The sequence below is a fragment of the Cryomorphaceae bacterium 1068 genome (assembly GCA_027214385.1).
Lineage (GTDB): Bacteria > Bacteroidota > Bacteroidia > Flavobacteriales_D > Cryomorphaceae > JAKVAV01.
The window spans coordinates 347,355-365,873 of record JAPVXR010000001.1 but is presented as its reverse complement, the minus strand read 5'-3'; the positions used below and the strand labels follow the sequence as shown (position 1 = coordinate 365,873).

Below are 18,519 nucleotides of genomic sequence, written 5' to 3'. Positions count from 1 at the left end.
TTGGATTCCGCTTTATATACTGTGAAAACAAATTAGAAGTTACCCGTTTTGGCGCAAAAAATAACCAATCAAGGCAAATGCTATCACCACCAACGTAAAGACTAGTACGAAATTGCGCATTGCGTTGGTTCCTAAAAATGGCTTGCGGTAGTAATTCCCAACCTCATCGTTCAATATTTCAGCCTTCTCCTGATAAGTACGGTGTACTCCGATCAAATGCCTTCTAACCATATCCTGACCTGCCCCTCGTTCGAAAGGAATCTCATTTTCAAGCAACAAAGCCTCAAAATAATCAGCGTGATCCTTGGCGTAAAAGTAGAAAACGGTGAAGTTCCTCTGCTTGTGGTGAGGCTCAAAGTTGGCGTATTTGACGGGTTTCTTAGCCATCAATCCACTCCGTAACAAACTCCAAAGGCTTTCGGTGACTTTTTGGCCAATCACCGGAAGGATAGCCGAAATAAAAGAGCCCGAGAATCTTATCGTTTTTGTCCAGACCAAAAGAGGCATTTGCTTCTTCAGTGTAGAGAAATTTTGGCGAAGACCAAAAAGTTCCCAAACCATAAGCTGCAGCCGTTAACATGATGTTTTGGGCAGCACAGCTTACCGCTTCAATTTCTTCCAATTCAGGGATTTTTGTGTCTGGTGTTCGCTTCATTGATAGGAGCACAAGTGCTGAAGTCTTTTCAATCCTGGACTCGATTCTTTTGTATTTGACCTCTTTAAAATCCTCCTCGGGGATTAGAGATTTATAAAGATTCAACATCTTTTGAGACAAGCCTGCTATACCCTCTCCGGTATACACTTTAAATCTCCAAGGTTGTGTTTTTCCGTGAGTCGGAGCCCAAAGTCCGTTGGTAAGTATGGTTTCAAGCATATCACGCTGAACCACTCTTTCAGTATATTGTTCAGGATAGATAGTTCTCCTGTTTCTTATCAATTCGGTTATTTCGCTGAGGTTGTATCTCATTTCTTCAATAAATATTCCGACAAAATTAGGTTAATTCGCAAACCATGAATAAAACTGCACGCATCGATCTTTGTTCCAGCCCAAGTCATCTTTTTAAATGGCTTGCCATTGGCTTCGCCATATTCATAGCTTGCTCAGCTTTCGCACAAGGTGATAGCCTAAAAATCAGAGAAATCTATGATATGGCGCTAACGGAAGGTCAGGCCTATGAAAACCTGCGACAACTCTGCAAAGATGTTGGAAATCGACTTAGTGGTAGCGAAGGTGCCGAGAAAGCGGTTCGATGGTCACAAGCCAAAATGGAGTCTTACGGCTTTGACAAAGTCTGGAAAGAGCCCGTGATGGTTCAGAAATGGACTCGTGGCGAAGAAGAGACTTGCTACCTCCTTCCCGACCGAACACCGTTAAAGGTTTTGGCTTTGGGATTCAGCGTAGGAACGGATGGCCCGCTGGAAGCGGAAGTAGTAGAATTTGAAACGATGCAAGCCTTAAAGGACGCGCCCGAAGGTTCCCTTGAGGGAAAAATCGTTTTTCTGAATCAAGGGATGAACGCCAAACTCATCAGCACATTTAGCGCTTACAGCGGATGTTCTGGTGGACGCGTTCGAGGCCCCTCTGTAGCCTCCGAAAAAGGAGCAATTGGATTCGTGATGCGCTCACTGGGACTGAGAGCCGATGATTTCCCTCACACGGGTGTGATGTATTATTCAGGAGAAACCGACAGCATACCCGCCCTTGCCTTGAGCACAAATGCCTCTTATGCTCTTTCCCAACATATCGAAAAAAACGGATCAGCTCGAATTGTGATGGAAGCCAATTGCGAATTTCATCCAGATGTGGAATCTCACAATGTGGTTGGTGAAATTACGGGCTCAGAATTTCCCAATAAGGTAATCACCATCGGCGGTCACCTAGATAGCTGGGATGTTGGCGAAGGAGCCCACGATGATGGAACAGGCGTCATTCAATCATTGGAAGTGCTGAGAATCATGAAAGAATCAGGGTTAAAACCCAGACACACAATCAGGTGCGTCTTCTTTATGAATGAAGAAAACGGAGCCAGAGGTGGTAGAGCTTACGCCGAATACTGTCGAGAAAGAGGAGACGATCATCTTGCTGCAATGGAAAGTGACCGTGGAGGATTCACCCCGAGAGGATTTACCGTAGACGCCTCATCTGCTGAAATAGACTACCTCGCCGAATGGGTTTCGCTTTTTGAGCCCTACAATGTTCACTTTATCAGAAAAGGCTACGGAGGTGTAGACATTAATCCTTTAAAAGAATCGGGAACTCCACTTATTGGTTTCGTACCTGACTCGCAGCGCTATTTTGATGTGCACCACACCGAGAACGATGTTTTCGAGAATGTCAATCAGCGAGAACTCGAACTAGGAGCGGCTACTATGACTTCGCTTATTTATTTGATAGATAAGTATGGGATGCCTGAGAAAATTGTTGACTAGTAGTCGGTAGTCAAAAATAAAAAAGAGTAAAGAGCCTCAAGATTAAGAAGTAACATTCGACTTACGGATACTCGGACACTGAATACAAAGTACAGAATACTAGCGACTAAATACTGTTATCCCCATCCAATAGATCACCCAATCCGCCCAGGATACTTCCTTCTCCTTTTCGCTTCCCACCCATTTTTGGGGCTACACTGATAATTTTGTCAGCCAATCGGCTGAAAGGCATACTTTGGATCCAGACTTTTCCAGGTCCTCGAAGGGTAGCCAGGAATAATCCTTCTCCGCCAAAAAAGGCATTCCGAATTCCTTTTACCATTTCGATGTTGTAATCGATGGATTGGTTGAAAGCTACTAAACAGCCGGTATCCACACGCAAGACTTCGCCTGCCGCCAACTCCTTTTCGAGGATAGTGCCACCTGCATGAACGAATGCCATTCCGTCTCCTTCGAGTTTTTGCATAATAAACCCTTCACCACCAAATAACCCCACTCCAATTCGTTTTTGGAATTCGATGCCTACCGAAACTCCTTTTGCAGCGCAAAGAAAAGCTTCCTTCTGGCATACAATCTTACCATTGAATTGGCTTAAATCAAAAGGCACTACCTTCCCTGGGTAAGGCGCAGCAAAGGTGACGTGTCGTTTACCAAAACCCTGATTGGTGTAGGCCGTCAGAAAAAGGCTTTCGCCTGTCAATACGCGCTTTCCTGCCGAAAGGAATTTATTGAAAATTCCTTGATTCTGATCGGAACCATCACCAAATATGGTCCGCATTTCAATGGAATCGTGCATCATCATCAATGAACCAGCCTCAGCCACAACAGATTCTTGGGGATCAAGTTCTATTTCAACACATTGAAGTTCTTCACCGATGATTCGATAGTCAATTTCGTGATTAGTCATGTTTTAGTTGTTTTTGATTCATTTGGTGCCAATCAGAACCAGCGGGGTTTTCGAATACCTCCAAGTCAAACTGACCTACGGCTGCCAAAATATGATCAAACATATCTGATTGAATTCGTTCATAGTCTATCCAGGACTGAATAGCTGAAAAACAGTAGACTTCCAGTGGAACACCTTTTTCAGTAGCTTCTAATTGACGAACCATACAGGTCATATCCTGATTGATATTCGGATTCTGTTTAACGTAGCTGAGTATGTAAGCTCGTAAAATTCCGATGTTCGTCATTCGACGGCCATTTACCACAGAGGATTTGGTGTCGATGTGCTTTTCTGAATTGAAGGTGTCGATTTCCTTTTGCCTTTGGGCAATATAATCCTTCACTAATCCCACTTTTGAGAATCGGTCCAACATCTCTTGATCGCAGAATTTGACTTTGGAAATCTTTAAGTTAATGGCCCTTTTAATTCGTCGTCCGCCACTTTCCTGCATTCCCCGCCAGTTTTTAAAACTATCGGAAACGAAAGAATAGGTCGGAACGGTGGAGATGGTCTTGTCCCAATTGGCCACTTTAACGGTAGTCAGGTTGATTTCAATCACATCGCCATCTGCTCCATATTGTGGGACGGACACCCAATCGCCGATGCGCACCATATCATTGATGGTCAACTGAATGCTCGCCATAAACCCAAGGATCGTGTCTTTAAAAACTAAGATCAACACAGCTGAAACAGCACCGAGCGCAGTGAAGATGGTCAGTGGATTTTTGCCCAGGACAATTCCGAAAAGAGCAATACCACCGATAGACCAAACGATGATTTTAGCCAGCTGAGTGAAACTGGCAATCGGCTTGTCTTTAAATTTTGGAGAGCGGTGAAGAAAAATGGACATGGCTCCTATGAAGGCCACAACGATTCGGATGATGATGAACATCACGAAAGCATCCGTAACTTGCTCTATGGCTGGGATGGCATCAGGGTAGTCACTAAAAACAATCGGCGTTAGTTCACTCACTACAAAGGCTGGAACAATGTGCCCTAGCTTTCGAAATACGCCTTGTTCTAAAAGAACATCATCCCAATCTGCATTCGTCTTTCGTATGACTCTTTCGAGCAATCGATTGATAATTTGCTGGCCAATCCACCACAAAATACTAGCTGCAAATACCGTAAGAACCAACAAGATGATCATCTTCAATAGTTGGGTCATGGCCAAATCGACACCCATACTCTCGTGGAGCCATACTTCGATAAATTCTGCGAAATCAGTTTCTGCCTGCATGTAGGCAAAAGTAAAAATTCATTGAATGCCTCAAATCAAAAACAAGGTGAACGGGTCTGCCGTTGTATGAATGGTTCATACCTTTATATCATGCAAGGATTCCTTTTTAGAGAATACATTCCCGAACTCGACAAGCGCTCACCTTTCGAACGACTCCTGGAAATCTTCCTGGAACTCATTACCTATACTTCAGGTGATGTAGACGAGGCATTGGACTGGCTGCGTGAGTTGGACAAGGAGCACAGACTTACCAACGACGACTACACGATTGAAGATTTCATAGAAGACCTATTTGCCAAAGGCTACCTACAGCAAGGTGGCGATGGCGATGGAGAAGGAAATGGCGGAGGCTCGAGCATTTCGGCAAAAACAGAGCAAGCCATTCGCAAGAATGCCATGGAGCAGATTTTCGGGAAGATGAAAAAGAGCACCACCGGCGGACACCGAACGGGTCAAGCGGGCAGCGGAGATGAACCTACGGGAGACCGCAGACCATTTCAGTTTGGAGATCGAGCCGATCAAATCGACTTTACCGATAGCATACGCAACGCACAAATCAGATCAGCGGGAGGCGAATTCAGCCTTCACGAGCAAGACCTCGAGATTCGAGAAACGGAATTGAAAGCATCAGCCTCTACCGTGCTCATGATCGACATCTCCCACTCCATGATTCTCTATGGAGAAGATCGAATCACCCCTGCCAAGAAAGTGAGCATGGCTTTGGCGGAATACATCAGCACCCGATACCCGAAAGACACTCTGGACATTATCGTTTTCGGAAACGATGCTTGGCAGATCAGCGTGAAAGACCTCCCCTATCTCAAAGTAGGCCCGTACCATACCAACACGGTGGCGGGACTGCAATTAGCCATGGACTTGCTGCGTCGACGCAAAAATAACAACAAGCAGATTTTCATGATTACCGATGGGAAGCCTTCTTGCCTGAAGACAAAAGACGGTTACTACAAAAACAGCTTTGGACTTGATCCGGTTATCGTTAATAAGTGTCTGAATCTTGCCTCTGAGTGTCGTAAAATCAATATCCCGATTACAACCTTTATGATTGCTCAAGATCCCTACTTGCAGCAATTCGTCGAGGAATTTACGGAAGCCAACAACGGTAAAGCCATCTACACAGGCCTTGGTGGCTTAGGTGAATGGATCTTCAGCGATTACGAAAGGAATCGGAAGAGAAAGGGGTGAAAATGGAGAATCTCATCAAGAGGAATCCACCCCTTTGAACTAAAGCAGGTAAGAATAATCAGCTTCAAAAAACAAATTCACTTGTCGCCGAAGAAGAAGAAGTCAAATTTCGTCTTGAATCATTTCGCTCAACTTCTTATAGTCTTTCCTCTTGTCTCGATATATTTCATTGAGTACCGAAGTGAGGTGATAACGTCCTGATGTCATATTGAGAAAAACTCTGCTGCTAAATAGCGCTTCCAGAGTTTCTTCCGTGAGAAATTCGGAAGGATCAGCTTTGTATATATCGAGATTTTGTTCCAATAAGTTGTGTACCTGAATGGAGGATGTTTTATCCAACTCCTCCCACCCGCGGAGTAATTTTAGGTTTGAAGTCCAAGAAGCGAGGGCTAAACGAATGCTATCATTTTGAATAATATCCAAGTTTCCCGATCCGAGTATATCACTCACCGTTCCGTCTTGTGACGCGAAGGATGTATACCCTGTCAGGGTCATCATTAGCTCGCCCATGTCGCTTGGCTCTATAGATTCGCTTTGATCTCGGTGAATACTGAGGATAGAATCTGCTGCAAGCGCCGTGATTTTTGACTTCTCAATTACCCTGTCCAGCTCTCGAATGCTGGCAGCTATATCGGTCTGAAAACTTCTTAGCAATTGGCGCTCTAGAGCCCTGTTCTGTCTATTTTGATTTGCCGTGTTTATTTGAATTGCGATGAGAATGCCTATCACTACCAGAACAATCTCACCAATAGCATAAAGCACATATCGCGCGAAACGATATTCTTGGAGGTTCTTTTTCCTGACCTTTCTGAAGAGGCTTATCATCTTGATCGGTATTAGCGATAGCTGTCAGCTTTGATAATCGTAAATATATGATAATCAAGAATGAAATGTTGGGATAGTCAGAGCAGTGACTAAATTGTTTCACCCATCGGCTATTACATTTTGGCGAACATTTGCCAATCCAATTCGTAATGTTACCTTTATGTTAAGTAAATATTACCTCAGAGTTATGTCAAAAAAATACTTTAAAGAGAAGGTAGAGATTAAAGGGAAGGTGTATTGGATCGGCGGGATTGTTTTGATCTTTCTATTATCCATGCTAGGATTCCTTGATAAGATGAAGGAGTCTGATAGCCTATCGAGTCTATCAGGAGCGAGCATAGCCGCACTGGCAGTGGGCATGATTATTTTTGTCATTACAAAGGTAGAGCTCAAAACCAAGGTAACATCTAAGAGCATTGATGTGAAACTCTCTCCATTTTATCGATCAAAAGTCAAGATCCCCCACTCCGATGTGGCCTCATACCGAATCGTAGAAACAGAGCCGTTCACTGTGAGAACTACAAAGAATTTCAATTCATGGTTTGAAAAGAGGTTTACCCTTACCGGTAGAAACGGTGTTTCCATCACGACCTGCAATGGTAGAAACTATTTTATAGGAACCACTGACCCCGCTGCGCTGAAAAAAGCATTGCAGAAAGCTTACGGAAGCAAATAAGGACCTTTTACACAAATAGAACTGCAAAAAAGAGAAGCCAAAATCTCTGAATCAAAAAAAAACCCCGCCAATGGCGGGGTTTTTTTATATCGTAACTTATTATCCTTTACCCTCCAAAATCATCGAAGGCCACATTCTCAGGTGGTACTCCCCAATCGTCTACCATTTTTAGAACGGCAGCATTCATCAAAGGAGGTCCACAGAAATAAAATTCAATATCCTCTGGCGCTTCATGGTGTTCCAAATAGTTATCTATCACCGCCTGATGAACAAACCCGGTAAATCCGTCACCTTCGTCATCCATGCTCTTCTTCTCCTTCCAATTATCTTCAGGAAGGGGCTCAGACAGAACGACATGGAAAGTAAAGTTCGGAAATTGCTTCTCGATCTCTCGGAAGTGATCTAGGTAGAATAGCTCTCTCTTCGAACGTCCACCGTACCAGTAGGATACCTTGCGGTCTGTCTTCAATGTATGGAAGAGGTGGAACAGGTGTGATCTCATCGGTGCCATTCCGGCACCACCACCGATGTAAAGCATCTCAGAACCAGTCTCTTTGATGAAGAATTCACCGTAAGGGCCTGAAATAGTTACTTTATCACCTGGCTTGCATCCAAATACGTAAGATGAACAAATACCAGGATTCACATCCATCCACTTGTTTTTCTCTCTATCCCATGGTGGAGTAGCGATACGGATGTTCAGCATCACAATATTTCCTTCCGCAGGGTGATTGGCCATGGAGTATGCTCGGAAAATTGTCTCCGGGTTCTTCATTTTGAGATCCCATAAACCAAACTTGTCCCACTCACCTTTGAAGTCCATTGGATCACGACCCAATTCAGGATGTGAAGTGATGTCCATATCTTTGAAATCTACCTCGCACGGAGGAACATCCACTTGGATATATCCACCAGCTTCGAAGTCCAAGTTTTCACCTTCGGGCAAACGAACGACAAATTCTTTAATGAATGAAGCGACATTGTAATTTGAAACAACTTCACATTCCCATTTCTTGATTCCGAAAATCTCCTCAGGAACATGGATCTTCATGTCGCCTTTTACTTTCACTTGGCAACCCAGCCTCCACTGTTCAGCAATTTCTTTACGCGAGAAGTACGGCGCTTCGGTTGGCAAAATTTCACCACCTCCGTCATTAACCTGACACTTGCACATAGCGCAAGTTCCTCCCCCTCCACAAGCTGAAGGAAGGAAAATCTTCGCTTCACCAAGCGTAGAAAGCAAGGTATTTCCAGCTTCCACTTCAATGGTTTTCTCACCATTGATCTCAATCTTCACCAATCCCGAGGGCGATAGTTTTGACTTTGCAAAAAGCAAAACACTCACCAACAACATAGTAACCACTAAAAAGACGGCAATTGTTGCTATGATAGTTACACTCATCTTCCTTGTTTTCTAATCTGTTTATAATTCTATTCCCATGAAGGCCATAAACCCTAGACCCATGAGACCTGTAATGATAAAAGTAATTCCAAGTCCTCTAAGCGGCGCAGGAACGTTTGAATAGCGAATCTTTTCGCGAATGGCTGCAATAGCTACAATAGCCAAAAACCAACCTACTCCACTTCCTAAACCAAACACCGTAGCATCGCCAATGTTTGTGTACTGACGTTCTTGCATAAAGAGTGCACCTCCAAGAATCGAGCAATTCACTGCTATCAGCGGCAAAAAGATACCTAGAGCTCCATAAAGCGCAGGAGCAAATTTCTCTACGATCATCTCAACAAGCTGTACCATAGAGGCAATAACCGCGATGAACAGAATGAAACTTAAAAAGCTCAAATCAACTGTCGCGAAAGATTCGTCGACCCAAGTGAGTGCTCCTTCAGCCAAGACAAAGTTTTCAAGCAGGTAGTTAATGGGTACGGTAATTCCAAGAACGAAAATTACTGCTGCTCCAAGACCTACTGCAGTTTTAACCGTTTTGGATACTGCCAAGTATGAACACATACCCAAGAAGTATGCGAAAATCATGTTGTCGATAAAGATCGACTTAACGAAAATATTTACTGCTTCCATGACCTAGTTTGCTTCAATGAGTTTTTGATTCTTCGAACGTTGAATCCAAATGATAATACCCACGGTGATCAAAGCCATCGGAGGAAGAATCATCAAGTTATTGTTCATATACCCGGCATCGAAAAAGCTTTGGGGAAGGAATTTAATCTGTCCGATACCAGGAAAACTGATCGCTCCTGACCCGAAGATCTCACGAACAATGGCGACTGCCACCAAAATCCAAGCATATCCGATTGCATTTCCAATTCCGTCTAGTGCAGATGGCCATACTTTATTACCCATTGCAAAGGCTTCAAATCGTCCCATGATAATACAGTTGGTAATGATCAAACCAATGAATACGGATAGTTTTTCTGCGATATCAGGTAAGAACGCTTTAAGAATCTGATCAACCAAAATCACCAATGAGGCAACTACTACTAGCTGAACAATGATTCGAATTCTGGAAGGGATCACATTCCTCATCATAGAGATGATCATGTTTCCAAACAACATTACAAAAAGTACCGACATACACATTACCACGGCCTGCTGCACCTGCACGGTGATGGCTAGTGCAGAACAAATTCCCAACACCTGAACGGTAATTGGGTTATCATCATTCAACGGATCGGTAAGGAGTCTTTTGTTCTTTGCCGAAAAGAGTGGTTCTCTTGGAACTGCTTCTTTTACAACTTCTTGAGTATTTGCCGCTGCGGCTGTCTCAGTGCTCATTGCTTTTGGCTGATTTGAGAATTGTTTTTAAAATACGAATCATAAACCCCGAAGGTGCGCTCCAGCATCTCATCAACTCCATTACTGGTGATGGTTCCGCCGGTGATACCATCAACTGCATGAGGATTATCAGGACCAGCAGAGCCCTTCACTACATCGACAGAGACCAACTCGCCTGATTCGTTATAGATGGTTTTTCCAATAAAGGGATTTGAAAACCAAGATTCTTTGATTTCAGCACCTAACCCCGGAGTTTCAGTCTTGTGATCGAAATTTGCTCCGTAAATGGTATTGAAATCACTTTCCAGTGCAACATAACCCCATATTGGGCCCCAGAGTCCTTTACCCACAAGCGGAATAATGACTACTTCTTCGCCCTCGATAGAAGCGACATAAAGGGGGTAGTTGCGATCATCAACACTTAGGGTCGGATCTCTAAACTCTTTTTTCACATCAACGTTAAAGGGGTCTTTCGGGTCCGTCGGCATCACTTCTCCTTCTTTGGTTGATAGAATTTCACCTTTCGAGTTCAAAATGTAGCGCTGAGTAATATTAGCGTAAAAAAGCTCCTTGGCATTTTCGCGGTCAGCCTCAACCCCGATTGAAGTAAGGATATTGATCATTTTCTTGTCAATGTTATTCTTAACCTGCAGCGGTTTCAATGACATTGCCGCAAATGAAAGCACGGCTCCCACCACCACTACCATTATAAAGGCGAAGATGAAGGTAAAAGAGTTGCTGTTTTTATCTACTGCCATCTTTAAGCGGTTTTAAGTCTTTTGAGTCTTTTATTAATGTTTCCTTGGACTACATAATGATCGATGGTTGGTGCCATTACATTCATAAATAGAATGGCCAACATAATTCCTTCAGGGTATGCCGGGTTTGCTACTCTAATCAAAATACCGAGTATCCCGATTAGGAAACCGTAAATCACTTTCCCTTTGTACGTCTGTGCGGCTGAAACAGGATCTGTCGCCATAAATACGACTCCGAACATGAAACCTCCCATCACCAACTGATGCCACCATGGCACTTGAAGGTAGAGATTGTCAGGAGATACCTGTGGACCGAGGATGTTAAAAATCAAACCCATGACCGCGCCACCGATTACGGCAGAGAGCATAATTCTCCAACTTGCCACACCTGTCCACAAAAGAATGGCTGCTCCGATTAATATGGCAAGTGTAGACGTTTCTCCAATTGATCCAGGTATAAAACCAAGAAAGGAGGCCATAAAACTATCCGAAACAGAAGCATAAGCAACTCCTGCAGTATCATAGAAATCTGCCCCGCGACTAATCGCTTGTCCAAGGAGGGTCTCTCCAGTAAACCCATCCACTACTGTTCCTCCTTCGGTATTAACCCATACTTTATTTCCCGACATCATGGTGGGATAGGCAAAGAATAGGAATACACGAGCAGTTAGAGCAACATTCAGAATATTCATTCCGGTTCCACCGAAAACTTCTTTAGCGATAAGCACGGCAAATGCAGTAGCAATCGCCACCATCCAAAGTGGTACATCCATCGGCATGATCAGAGGAATGAGCATTCCCGAAACCAAAAAACCTTCTTGGATAGAGTGACCTTTGATAATGCAAAAAATAAACTCTACACCAAGTCCTACACCATACGAAACAATTATTAGAGGAATAGCTTTCCATAGTCCGAAAACAACCATCTCCATAAAGGAAGCTTCTTGCTGAAGCGCCAAGAAATGCTGGTATCCTGTATTGTATATTCCGAACAGAAGGCAGGGAATCAATGCAACGATCACCAAGAACATGGTTCGTTTCATATCAATAGAGTCTCGAATATGAGCTCCCTTGTGCGTGGTATGATCAGGCACAAATGCAAACGTTTCCAATGCATCATACATCGGATACAACTTCTCCAGCTTTCCACCCTTATCAAAAATGGGTTTTACCTTACCCAATAGATTCTCAACAACTTTCACTTTCGCTGATTTAAATTAAGATTCAAATTCTTTTCTCATATCGGCCAATCCATTTTCAACAACTTGTTGAATGTTGACCTTTGACGTACATGCAAACTCGCAAAGAGCGAAGTCTTCAGGAAGCACTTCGTATATACCAAGTTTCTCCATCGCATCAATATCATTAACCATAATGGACTTGATAAGTTGCATTGGATAGATATCAAAAGGAAAAACTTTTTCCAGCTCTCCCGTTACTACAAATGCTCGCTCTTCACCATTGAGATTAGTGTCGAGGCGGTATCTCTTGCCCGGATTTAACCAAGATGGAAATGCTTTAGAAAGACTAAAACTGTTGAAGCCAGGAGCAAGCCATCCTTCCGTTAAGAAAAACTTCTTGTGGTCGCCTTCAGGCAATACGGTAATTTGAGAATTGTAGAATCCCAAATGTCCTTCAGCATCAACTGCATCGCCTGTAAGAGGATCGCCGTTGATAATTCTATTGTTATCTCCTTTCAGCTTTCCACCTAAAATGGAGTCCATTTTGGCTCCTATCATTGTAGTGTAGAAATGTGGATTCTCTACTTCTGAACCAACAAGGGCTACTGTTCGCTCAGCCCTAAACTGACCGGACTTCAGTGATTTCCCTATGAGTGCCATGTCCATTCCGTTGACTGTCCAAACGACTTCACCTTTGTTGATAGGTGAAACATGGTGTATAAGCACCCCAACATTACCAGCAGGATGAGGACCTTGAATGGTGTGTTTCTTCACTCCTGTAAACCCATCAAAGAAAGAATCGCCGGCTTTCACCCCCACATGCACTTCGCCTGAGGTCAAAAGATTCAAAGCATCAAGAGCAAGTTGAACATTTTCCTTTTCGCTTTCGAGGACAAAAGATGCTTCGGGTGCTAAAGGTGCAGAGTTGTAAAAACTCACAAAAATGTCGCGCGGCGTATCAGTAGGATTGGCAATAACCCCATAAGGTCTTTGCTTCACAAAAGGCCAAAGCCCCATGTTGAGCATGGTATTTACCAAAGCCTCCCTGTCGGAACCACCAGCCCAGGGAGTAAAAGTTTCGTAGCGGGTTTCGACATCAGCCAAAACCTTTACTTCCAAAATTTTACGTTTTGCTCCGCGTTTTACTTCCACTACCTCGCCGCTAACGGGAGAGGTAAACTTTACGCGTTCTCTCGCTTTGTCATAAAACAGAGGAGAACCAGCTTTCACCTCGGCTCCTTCTTTCACTGATAATTTTGGAATGGTTCCAAAAAAATCATCGGGTTTTAGAGCGAAAACTGTCGATCTTTGGGCAGCAGAAATAGTTTTATCGGCTACACCGATTAACTTAATATCCGCACCTTTCTTTATTTTTATGGCCTTAGACATGCACTTAGAGGTCCTTTAAATTTGCCGGCAAAATTAACAATAACTTTGATTTTTGTCTAGTGCTATTAAAAGGCTCATGACTATTTACAAACTATTTAGAAATATCTAAATAAAACTGTCGTTACCAGGCTATGCAAACTATTTCAAAGATGTTCTACAAGTGCGTCTTCCTTGTGTTTTTAACTTCTCCTTTTATCTCAGCTTGTAGTGCTTCCAGCTCTCTTCAATCAGAAAACGACCCTGCGGCTAAGTCACAACCTGAATATTTTGACGATAAAGAACTTCAGTATACAGACAAAATTTACGACGAGAGTATTCGAACCGTCATCCTTCATATCAAAGGATCGGAACTTGATGCACCAATCATCCCACTAAACGGAGATGAAAAGCTCATCTTGCGATTTGACGACTTGGATGAAAACACCCGTGAGATGCACTATTCATTCATCCATTGCACCTGGGACTGGAAACCTTCCGATCTGCAGGAAATGGACTACCAGAAAGGATACAATAGCGACATTATAACGGATTTCGACTTTTCGTTTAATACGGTAAACAACTACGCCAATTACAAACTCGAGTTTCCCAATGACAGAATTGGTTTAAACAGGAGCGGAAACTATCTGATTAAAGTGTATGCGAATGGAGACCCCAAAGATTTGATTCTCACCAGCAGATTTATGGTCGTAGAGCCGAGGGTAACCATAGGGGCCGGCATTCACCCTTCAAATGTAGTATCAGACCGTGAGTATAAACAAGAAGTGGACATTGAAGTGAATCTGGGCTCCATTCAAACCATGAATCCATATCGAGATATAGAGCTCGTGGTCATGCAAAACCTGAGGCACGACAACGCCATTATAGGTGTCAAGCCCAACTTCATTAAAAATGAGCAGCTCACATACAATTACCAAGGCGAATTGGATTTTGACGGTGGAAATGAATTCCGCTTTTTTGATGGCAAGAGTTTGCGCTACCGCAGTGAAGAGGTGGAGGAGATTAGACTGGAAGATGATGGATACCACATCTATTTGGCACCCGACCAGGGCAAAGCATTCAAACAATACACTTTTGAAAATGACATTAATGGAAAATTCTTGGTGAAAAATGATGACATGATCGATCCACACCTTGAGTCGGATTATGTCACAGTTCATTTCAGTTTTCCTGTAGATGCCATGTTGGGAAATGGAGAGATGTTTGTGATGGGACAACTTTCTAATTGGAGGTTAAAAAAGACCCATCGCATGACCTACAATCCTGATAATCTCAGTTACGAGTTGGCACTGCAGTTGAAACAGGGATATTACAATTACACCTACCTGTGGAAGTACCCAAGAGAAGCTCAGGGTTCGTCTGATCTGACAGACGGCAATCACTCCGAGACGGAGAATGACTATTTAATTTTGGTTTACTTCAAAGACCAGAGTTACTTTTCGGATCGTTTGATTGGTGCGGAAAGAGCGAATAGTTTGGGCAGGTAACTTTAATCGACCCGTATCTTTTGAAAGTATCTTGTTTTTTTTCACCTTGCGAAAACCTTCAGGCACCAAGCATGACTACAGCTTTAAGTTCAGGTATTAAGATTTCAGTAAAGTGCAATTTTGAAGATCGCTTTTCGAAGCCGGAAAACGGACTTTTTCTCTTCTCTTACAATATCGTGATTGAGAATCTCAATAGCTTCTCCATTCAGTTGATGAAGAGGCATTGGTACATATACGATAGTTCAACAAAACGAAGAGAAGTGGAAGGTGAAGGAGTCATTGGCGTTCAACCGGTGATCAATCCCGGAGAGACGTACTCTTACAATTCATCTTGCGACTTCACGACTGATACCGGAAAGATGTACGGGTATTACATGATGAAGAATCTTGAGACAGAAGAAGAGTTCCAGGTGAACATTCCTTCATTCATGATGATGGTTCCGCACAGACTGAACTAAATCAGTTATCACTGCCTACATCTTCGAAATCGAGCTGATAAAAAGCTCCTTTTAAGTCATCTCTGACGATCAAGGTTCCATTTAGCTGTTCAGTCAAAGCTTCAATAAGCTCGCTTCCAAAGGAGTCTTTTTCTTCCTCAAAATCATCAGGAAAACCTACTCCGTTGTCACCAATAATCAATTGAAATTTGCCGGGGGCAACTTGATGAAGAGCAACGGTAATCGTTCCTTCTTCGCCATTTGGAAATGCATATTTTAGGGAATTCGAAAAAATCTCATTGATTATTAATCCCAATGGTGTTAGTGTATCTGCACTGAATCTATCGACGGAAATGTCAACCGATAAATTCACGCTCTGACCAACTCGATAAGTATCCAGCAGGTTTTGCGCCAGATCGTCCAAGTACTCTTTTAAATTTACTGATGCCAAATTTTTAGTCTTATACATCTTTTGGTGAATTAAAGACATGGACCTAACTCTGTTCTGAATTTCAGAAAAGACATCAAGCATGCTTTTGTCTTTGATATAATGAGACTGAAGGCTCAGTAAACTCACAATTATCTGCAGATTGTTTTTCACCCTGTGATGCACCTCACGGAGAAGTACCACATTCGTATCTCTCTCTTTTGCAATTTCTTTCGTTCGGATAGAAACTGAATGCTCCAATACTTTTCTCCTGGCTTTTTCAGATTCAATCTGATAGCGGTTTATCAAGAACAGAATTGCAAAAACCACGAAAACCATGGCTATTCTAAACCATGCCGTTTCCCAAATAGAAGCCTCTACAATAAGCGTCACTCTGGCAGGCTCTTTACTCCACAAGCCATCATTGTTGGAACCAATAACCTCAAACGTGTAAGTGCCGGGAGTTACGGTAGAAAAACTCACATAACGCCTGGTCCCAATGTATTGCCATTCATCAAAGACACCTAACAAACGGAAAGCGTACTGATTTTTTTCAGGCTGCTTGAAACTGAGTGCAGAAAATGTGAATGACACACCTGTATAGTCAGCGTTTATAGCCAATGTATCATCTATGCTATAAATCATCTTTTGGAGTGTGTCGCTCCCCTCAGTAGTGTAGAGATTATATCCGACTATCGAAACCGAAGGACTATAGTCATTCTCTCGCAGACCAATTGAGTTGAAATAGTCAAATCCGTTTGCTCCGCCAAAATAGATCACTCCCTCGCCATCTCTGAAAAAGCTACCTTGCAAGAAGGTATTCTTTCCTAATACAACTTCTTCCGTATAGTTTCTGAAGGTTCTTGTATCCTCATTGAAAGCAGTGAGTCCTGCATTGGTGCTGAGCCAAATGATGCCAAACACGTCTTTTGTAATCCCGTGGACGACCTGATTGGCCAAACCGTCAGTCCTATTGTAGACTACCACAGAATCTCTGTCTCGATCTATGCGCACTAATCCTTCTCCGTTTGTGCCTAACCACAAGATGCCGTCACTGCCTACCATTATGGAATTGATGGAATTATCGGGTATTTGACGGTCATTTGATTTAACGTGATATCTGGCAATAAACTGTTTGCTCTTTGTATCGAGAATATAGAGACCTGCGTTGCCAGTACCTGCATAAAGAAGCCCGTTATTATCCAAAGCCAGACTGATCACATTATTGTCACGAATAGAATTGGGGTCTCCACCATCAAACCTGAAGGACTCGAACTGCTCAGTTTTTACATCAAAGTAGATCAAACCACCTCCGGCTGAGCCAAGCCAAAGGTTACCTGATTGATCATCTGCAATTTTTATAATTTTATTAGAAGTCAAACTCAGAGAGTCTTCAGAATCTATCTCGAAAATTTTGAGCTCATCACGAACCACATTGTATTGCCAAAGCCCCTTTTCAGCAGTTCCTACATACAGCATCGAGTCATTTAATTCTTTTACTGCAAGTGCTGTGCAATCATCTCGATTAATCGGATGATTCTTTCCCTTCAAATTGAAAACGCTTTCTTCCGCGTAAATATCAAAGAGATTAATCCCTTGACCTGTTGCCACCCATACAGAGGTGTCTCCAGATCCTGAGAATCCGTAGATTCTATTCTGTTCAGGTTCGTATCCTTTAAGGTTTGAGTAGGTAACGGAATTGAACTGGGGAGCCTCGCGATCGAGTGTAGCCACACCCGCCGATTGAGTTCCCACCCATATTACTCCGGAGCGGTCAAGCAATAAACTCAATATGTAATCATTGGGCAACGAGTTGAGTTCATTTTCACCGTATCTATATACTATTGACTTCTCTCTTTCATCAAAAAGCTTGTTCAATCCAGATGGTGTGCCTACCCAGAGGTCGCCCTTGTTATCGTACAGCAACGACTGGATAATATCTGAGGAAAGAAATTCTCGTTTGGGCTGGTTAGCATTATAGCGGCGGAAAGTCATTGAGTCAGTTTTCAACTCGTTCAAACCTTGTCTTGTTCCTATCCAAACCGTATTGAAATCACCCTTTTCTAAACAAAAAATATTGTTGTTGCTCAGACTATTATCATCGTCAAATTTGTAGCGATATCGTTTAAAAGAATCTGAAAAAGAATTATATGATGCCAACCCTCCCTCGGTGGCAATCCAAAGCGCACCCATGTCGTCTAGCAATATATCCCTCACTTCTTTGCCTGGCAAACTCGTAGAATCTCCCTCTGTTATTTCATAGCGTATGAACGAACTGTCTTCATCATTCAGCCGGTTGAGCCCATTGTCTGTCCCTACCCAAATATTGCCTTCAGCATCTTGACCTATGCTCTTGATAAAATTACTACTAATGGTCAGTGAGTCTTCAAACCAGTGAAAGTAAGTCCGAGTTTCAAAGCTCTTAGGGTCGAACCGGTTTAACCCAAAAGAAGTTCCAACCCAAAGTATGCCCTCGGTATCCTGGAACAAGGACGTGATGGAATTGCTGGAAAGTGCTGTGCTATCCCCTTTAGAATTTCGAAATACGATGAAGTCATAGCCATCAAATCGGTTCAACCCATCTTTAGTCCCCATCCAGACATAACCTCTATCATCCTGGATCATAGTGGTAACCGTATTCTGCGAAAGACCTTCTTTCAAAGAAATGGTATTGAAGTGTACAGATTGGCCCACAAGGCTTTTACCTAGAACTATAAAGCTAAGTAGCAAAAAAAGGATAGTCTTGATTTCGGGAATTTTCAAAGCTTCAA

General features: G+C 42.9%; 17 protein-coding genes. 5 read left to right on the top strand and 12 right to left on the bottom strand.

The genetic code is table 11. From position 1 onward, the window contains the following. Positions 1-39 precede the first annotated feature (39 nt). Together O3Q51_01605 and O3Q51_01600 are read right to left on the bottom strand one after the other, a co-directional pair. The gene (locus O3Q51_01605) at positions 40-387 is read right to left on the bottom strand and encodes a hypothetical protein (protein MCZ4407487.1); all 348 of its coding nucleotides are present in this window, start codon (positions 385-387) and stop codon (positions 40-42) included. Next, on the bottom strand, positions 380-967 hold the full coding sequence (locus tag O3Q51_01600; protein MCZ4407486.1) for a nitroreductase: 588 nt from the start codon (positions 965-967) through the stop codon (positions 380-382). Before O3Q51_01600 ends, O3Q51_01605 begins: the two co-directional genes overlap by 8 nt. A gap of 44 nt (positions 968-1,011) precedes the next feature. Between O3Q51_01600 and O3Q51_01595 the strand changes: the two genes are divergently transcribed. After that, positions 1,012-2,430, top strand: coding sequence for a M20/M25/M40 family metallo-hydrolase (locus O3Q51_01595; protein MCZ4407485.1), 1,419 nt, complete (start codon positions 1,012-1,014; stop codon positions 2,428-2,430). A gap of 106 nt (positions 2,431-2,536) precedes the next feature. Here O3Q51_01595 and O3Q51_01590 read toward each other — a convergent pair whose 3' ends face one another. Both O3Q51_01590 and O3Q51_01585 read right to left on the bottom strand, forming a co-directional pair. Then, positions 2,537-3,337 carry a TIGR00266 family protein gene (locus O3Q51_01590; GenBank protein MCZ4407484.1) on the bottom strand — a complete coding sequence of 267 codons (801 nt, stop codon included), beginning with the start codon at positions 3,335-3,337 and terminating at the stop codon, positions 2,537-2,539. Beyond that, positions 3,330-4,616 (bottom strand): mechanosensitive ion channel, encoded by a 1,287-nt coding sequence (locus O3Q51_01585; GenBank protein ID MCZ4407483.1) that lies wholly within the window; start codon positions 4,614-4,616, stop codon positions 3,330-3,332. The genes O3Q51_01590 and O3Q51_01585 overlap by 8 nt, the downstream gene beginning before the upstream one ends. 90 nt (positions 4,617-4,706) lie before the next feature. On the opposite strand from O3Q51_01585, the gene O3Q51_01580 reads away from it, so the two are divergent. Beyond that, entirely contained in the window at positions 4,707-5,819 is a 1,113-nt protein-coding gene (locus tag O3Q51_01580) for a VWA domain-containing protein (GenBank protein MCZ4407482.1), read from the top strand. Positions 5,820-5,921: 102 nt separating this feature from the next. Here the strand turns inward: O3Q51_01580 and O3Q51_01575 are convergent, their stop codons facing one another. Beyond that, positions 5,922-6,644 (bottom strand): DUF6090 family protein, encoded by a 723-nt coding sequence (locus tag O3Q51_01575; GenBank protein MCZ4407481.1) that lies wholly within the window; start codon positions 6,642-6,644, stop codon positions 5,922-5,924. Positions 6,645-6,831: 187 nt separating this feature from the next. Between O3Q51_01575 and O3Q51_01570 the strand changes: the two genes are divergently transcribed. Next, a complete protein-coding gene (locus tag O3Q51_01570; GenBank protein ID MCZ4407480.1) occupies positions 6,832-7,320 on the top strand; it encodes a hypothetical protein in 489 nt (162 codons plus the stop codon). A 106-nt stretch (positions 7,321-7,426) separates the two neighbouring features. Here O3Q51_01570 and nqrF read toward each other — a convergent pair whose 3' ends face one another. Genes nqrF through O3Q51_01540 form a run of 6 tightly spaced genes read right to left on the bottom strand, consistent with a single transcriptional unit; the run spans position 7,427 to position 13,400 of the window. Continuing rightward, the gene (gene nqrF / locus O3Q51_01565; protein ID MCZ4407479.1) at positions 7,427-8,722 is read right to left on the bottom strand and encodes an NADH:ubiquinone reductase (Na(+)-transporting) subunit F; all 1,296 of its coding nucleotides are present in this window, start codon (positions 8,720-8,722) and stop codon (positions 7,427-7,429) included. Between the two features lie 21 nt (positions 8,723-8,743). Next, a complete protein-coding gene (nqrE, locus tag O3Q51_01560; protein MCZ4407478.1) occupies positions 8,744-9,358 on the bottom strand; it encodes an NADH:ubiquinone reductase (Na(+)-transporting) subunit E in 615 nt (204 codons plus the stop codon). Positions 9,359-9,361: 3 nt separating this feature from the next. After that, on the bottom strand, positions 9,362-10,072 hold the full coding sequence (locus O3Q51_01555) for an NADH:ubiquinone reductase (Na(+)-transporting) subunit D (GenBank protein ID MCZ4407477.1): 711 nt from the start codon (positions 10,070-10,072) through the stop codon (positions 9,362-9,364). After that, positions 10,069-10,830 carry an NADH:ubiquinone reductase (Na(+)-transporting) subunit C gene (gene nqrC / locus O3Q51_01550; protein MCZ4407476.1) on the bottom strand — a complete coding sequence of 254 codons (762 nt, stop codon included), beginning with the start codon at positions 10,828-10,830 and terminating at the stop codon, positions 10,069-10,071. The genes O3Q51_01555 and nqrC overlap by 4 nt, the downstream gene beginning before the upstream one ends. A gap of 2 nt (positions 10,831-10,832) precedes the next feature. Next, complete coding sequence (locus tag O3Q51_01545) at positions 10,833-12,032, bottom strand: NADH:ubiquinone reductase (Na(+)-transporting) subunit B (protein MCZ4407475.1); 1,200 nt, start codon at positions 12,030-12,032, stop codon at positions 10,833-10,835. 15 nt (positions 12,033-12,047) lie between these two features. Beyond that, positions 12,048-13,400 (bottom strand): Na(+)-translocating NADH-quinone reductase subunit A, encoded by a 1,353-nt coding sequence (locus O3Q51_01540; protein MCZ4407474.1) that lies wholly within the window; start codon positions 13,398-13,400, stop codon positions 12,048-12,050. Between the two features lie 149 nt (positions 13,401-13,549). Between O3Q51_01540 and O3Q51_01535 the strand changes: the two genes are divergently transcribed. Then, the gene (locus tag O3Q51_01535) at positions 13,550-14,884 is read left to right on the top strand and encodes a DUF5103 domain-containing protein (GenBank protein MCZ4407473.1); all 1,335 of its coding nucleotides are present in this window, start codon (positions 13,550-13,552) and stop codon (positions 14,882-14,884) included. Between the two features lie 71 nt (positions 14,885-14,955). Next, complete coding sequence (apaG, locus tag O3Q51_01530; GenBank protein MCZ4407472.1) at positions 14,956-15,342, top strand: Co2+/Mg2+ efflux protein ApaG; 387 nt, start codon at positions 14,956-14,958, stop codon at positions 15,340-15,342. A gap of 1 nt (position 15,343) precedes the next feature. On the opposite strand, the gene O3Q51_01525 is transcribed toward apaG, so the two are convergent. Beyond that, complete coding sequence (locus O3Q51_01525) at positions 15,344-18,409, bottom strand: triple tyrosine motif-containing protein (GenBank protein MCZ4407471.1); 3,066 nt, start codon at positions 18,407-18,409, stop codon at positions 15,344-15,346. Positions 18,410-18,519 lie beyond the last annotated feature (110 nt).

What these genes read in the sequence shown, in the direction of transcription:
- O3Q51_01580 (MCZ4407482.1), top strand. Translation starts at nt 4,707, where the DNA reads ATGCAAGGATTCCTTTTTAGAGAATACATTCCCGAACTCGACAAGCGC.
- nqrF (MCZ4407479.1), bottom strand. Translation starts at nt 8,722, where the DNA reads ATGAGTGTAACTATCATAGCAACAATTGCCGTCTTTTTAGTGGTTACT.
- O3Q51_01595 (MCZ4407485.1), top strand. Translation starts at nt 1,012, where the DNA reads ATGAATAAAACTGCACGCATCGATCTTTGTTCCAGCCCAAGTCATCTT.
- apaG (MCZ4407472.1), top strand. Translation starts at nt 14,956, where the DNA reads ATGACTACAGCTTTAAGTTCAGGTATTAAGATTTCAGTAAAGTGCAAT.
- O3Q51_01555 (MCZ4407477.1), bottom strand. Translation starts at nt 10,072, where the DNA reads ATGAGCACTGAGACAGCCGCAGCGGCAAATACTCAAGAAGTTGTAAAA.
- O3Q51_01540 (MCZ4407474.1), bottom strand. Translation starts at nt 13,400, where the DNA reads ATGTCTAAGGCCATAAAAATAAAGAAAGGTGCGGATATTAAGTTAATC.
- nqrE (MCZ4407478.1), bottom strand. Translation starts at nt 9,358, where the DNA reads ATGGAAGCAGTAAATATTTTCGTTAAGTCGATCTTTATCGACAACATG.
- O3Q51_01535 (MCZ4407473.1), top strand. Translation starts at nt 13,550, where the DNA reads ATGTTCTACAAGTGCGTCTTCCTTGTGTTTTTAACTTCTCCTTTTATC.
- O3Q51_01585 (MCZ4407483.1), bottom strand. Translation starts at nt 4,616, where the DNA reads ATGCAGGCAGAAACTGATTTCGCAGAATTTATCGAAGTATGGCTCCAC.
- O3Q51_01590 (MCZ4407484.1), bottom strand. Translation starts at nt 3,337, where the DNA reads ATGACTAATCACGAAATTGACTATCGAATCATCGGTGAAGAACTTCAA.
- O3Q51_01575 (MCZ4407481.1), bottom strand. Translation starts at nt 6,644, where the DNA reads ATGATAAGCCTCTTCAGAAAGGTCAGGAAAAAGAACCTCCAAGAATAT.
- O3Q51_01570 (MCZ4407480.1), top strand. Translation starts at nt 6,832, where the DNA reads ATGTCAAAAAAATACTTTAAAGAGAAGGTAGAGATTAAAGGGAAGGTG.
- O3Q51_01605 (MCZ4407487.1), bottom strand. Translation starts at nt 387, where the DNA reads ATGGCTAAGAAACCCGTCAAATACGCCAACTTTGAGCCTCACCACAAG.
- O3Q51_01600 (MCZ4407486.1), bottom strand. Translation starts at nt 967, where the DNA reads ATGAGATACAACCTCAGCGAAATAACCGAATTGATAAGAAACAGGAGA.
- nqrC (MCZ4407476.1), bottom strand. Translation starts at nt 10,830, where the DNA reads ATGGCAGTAGATAAAAACAGCAACTCTTTTACCTTCATCTTCGCCTTT.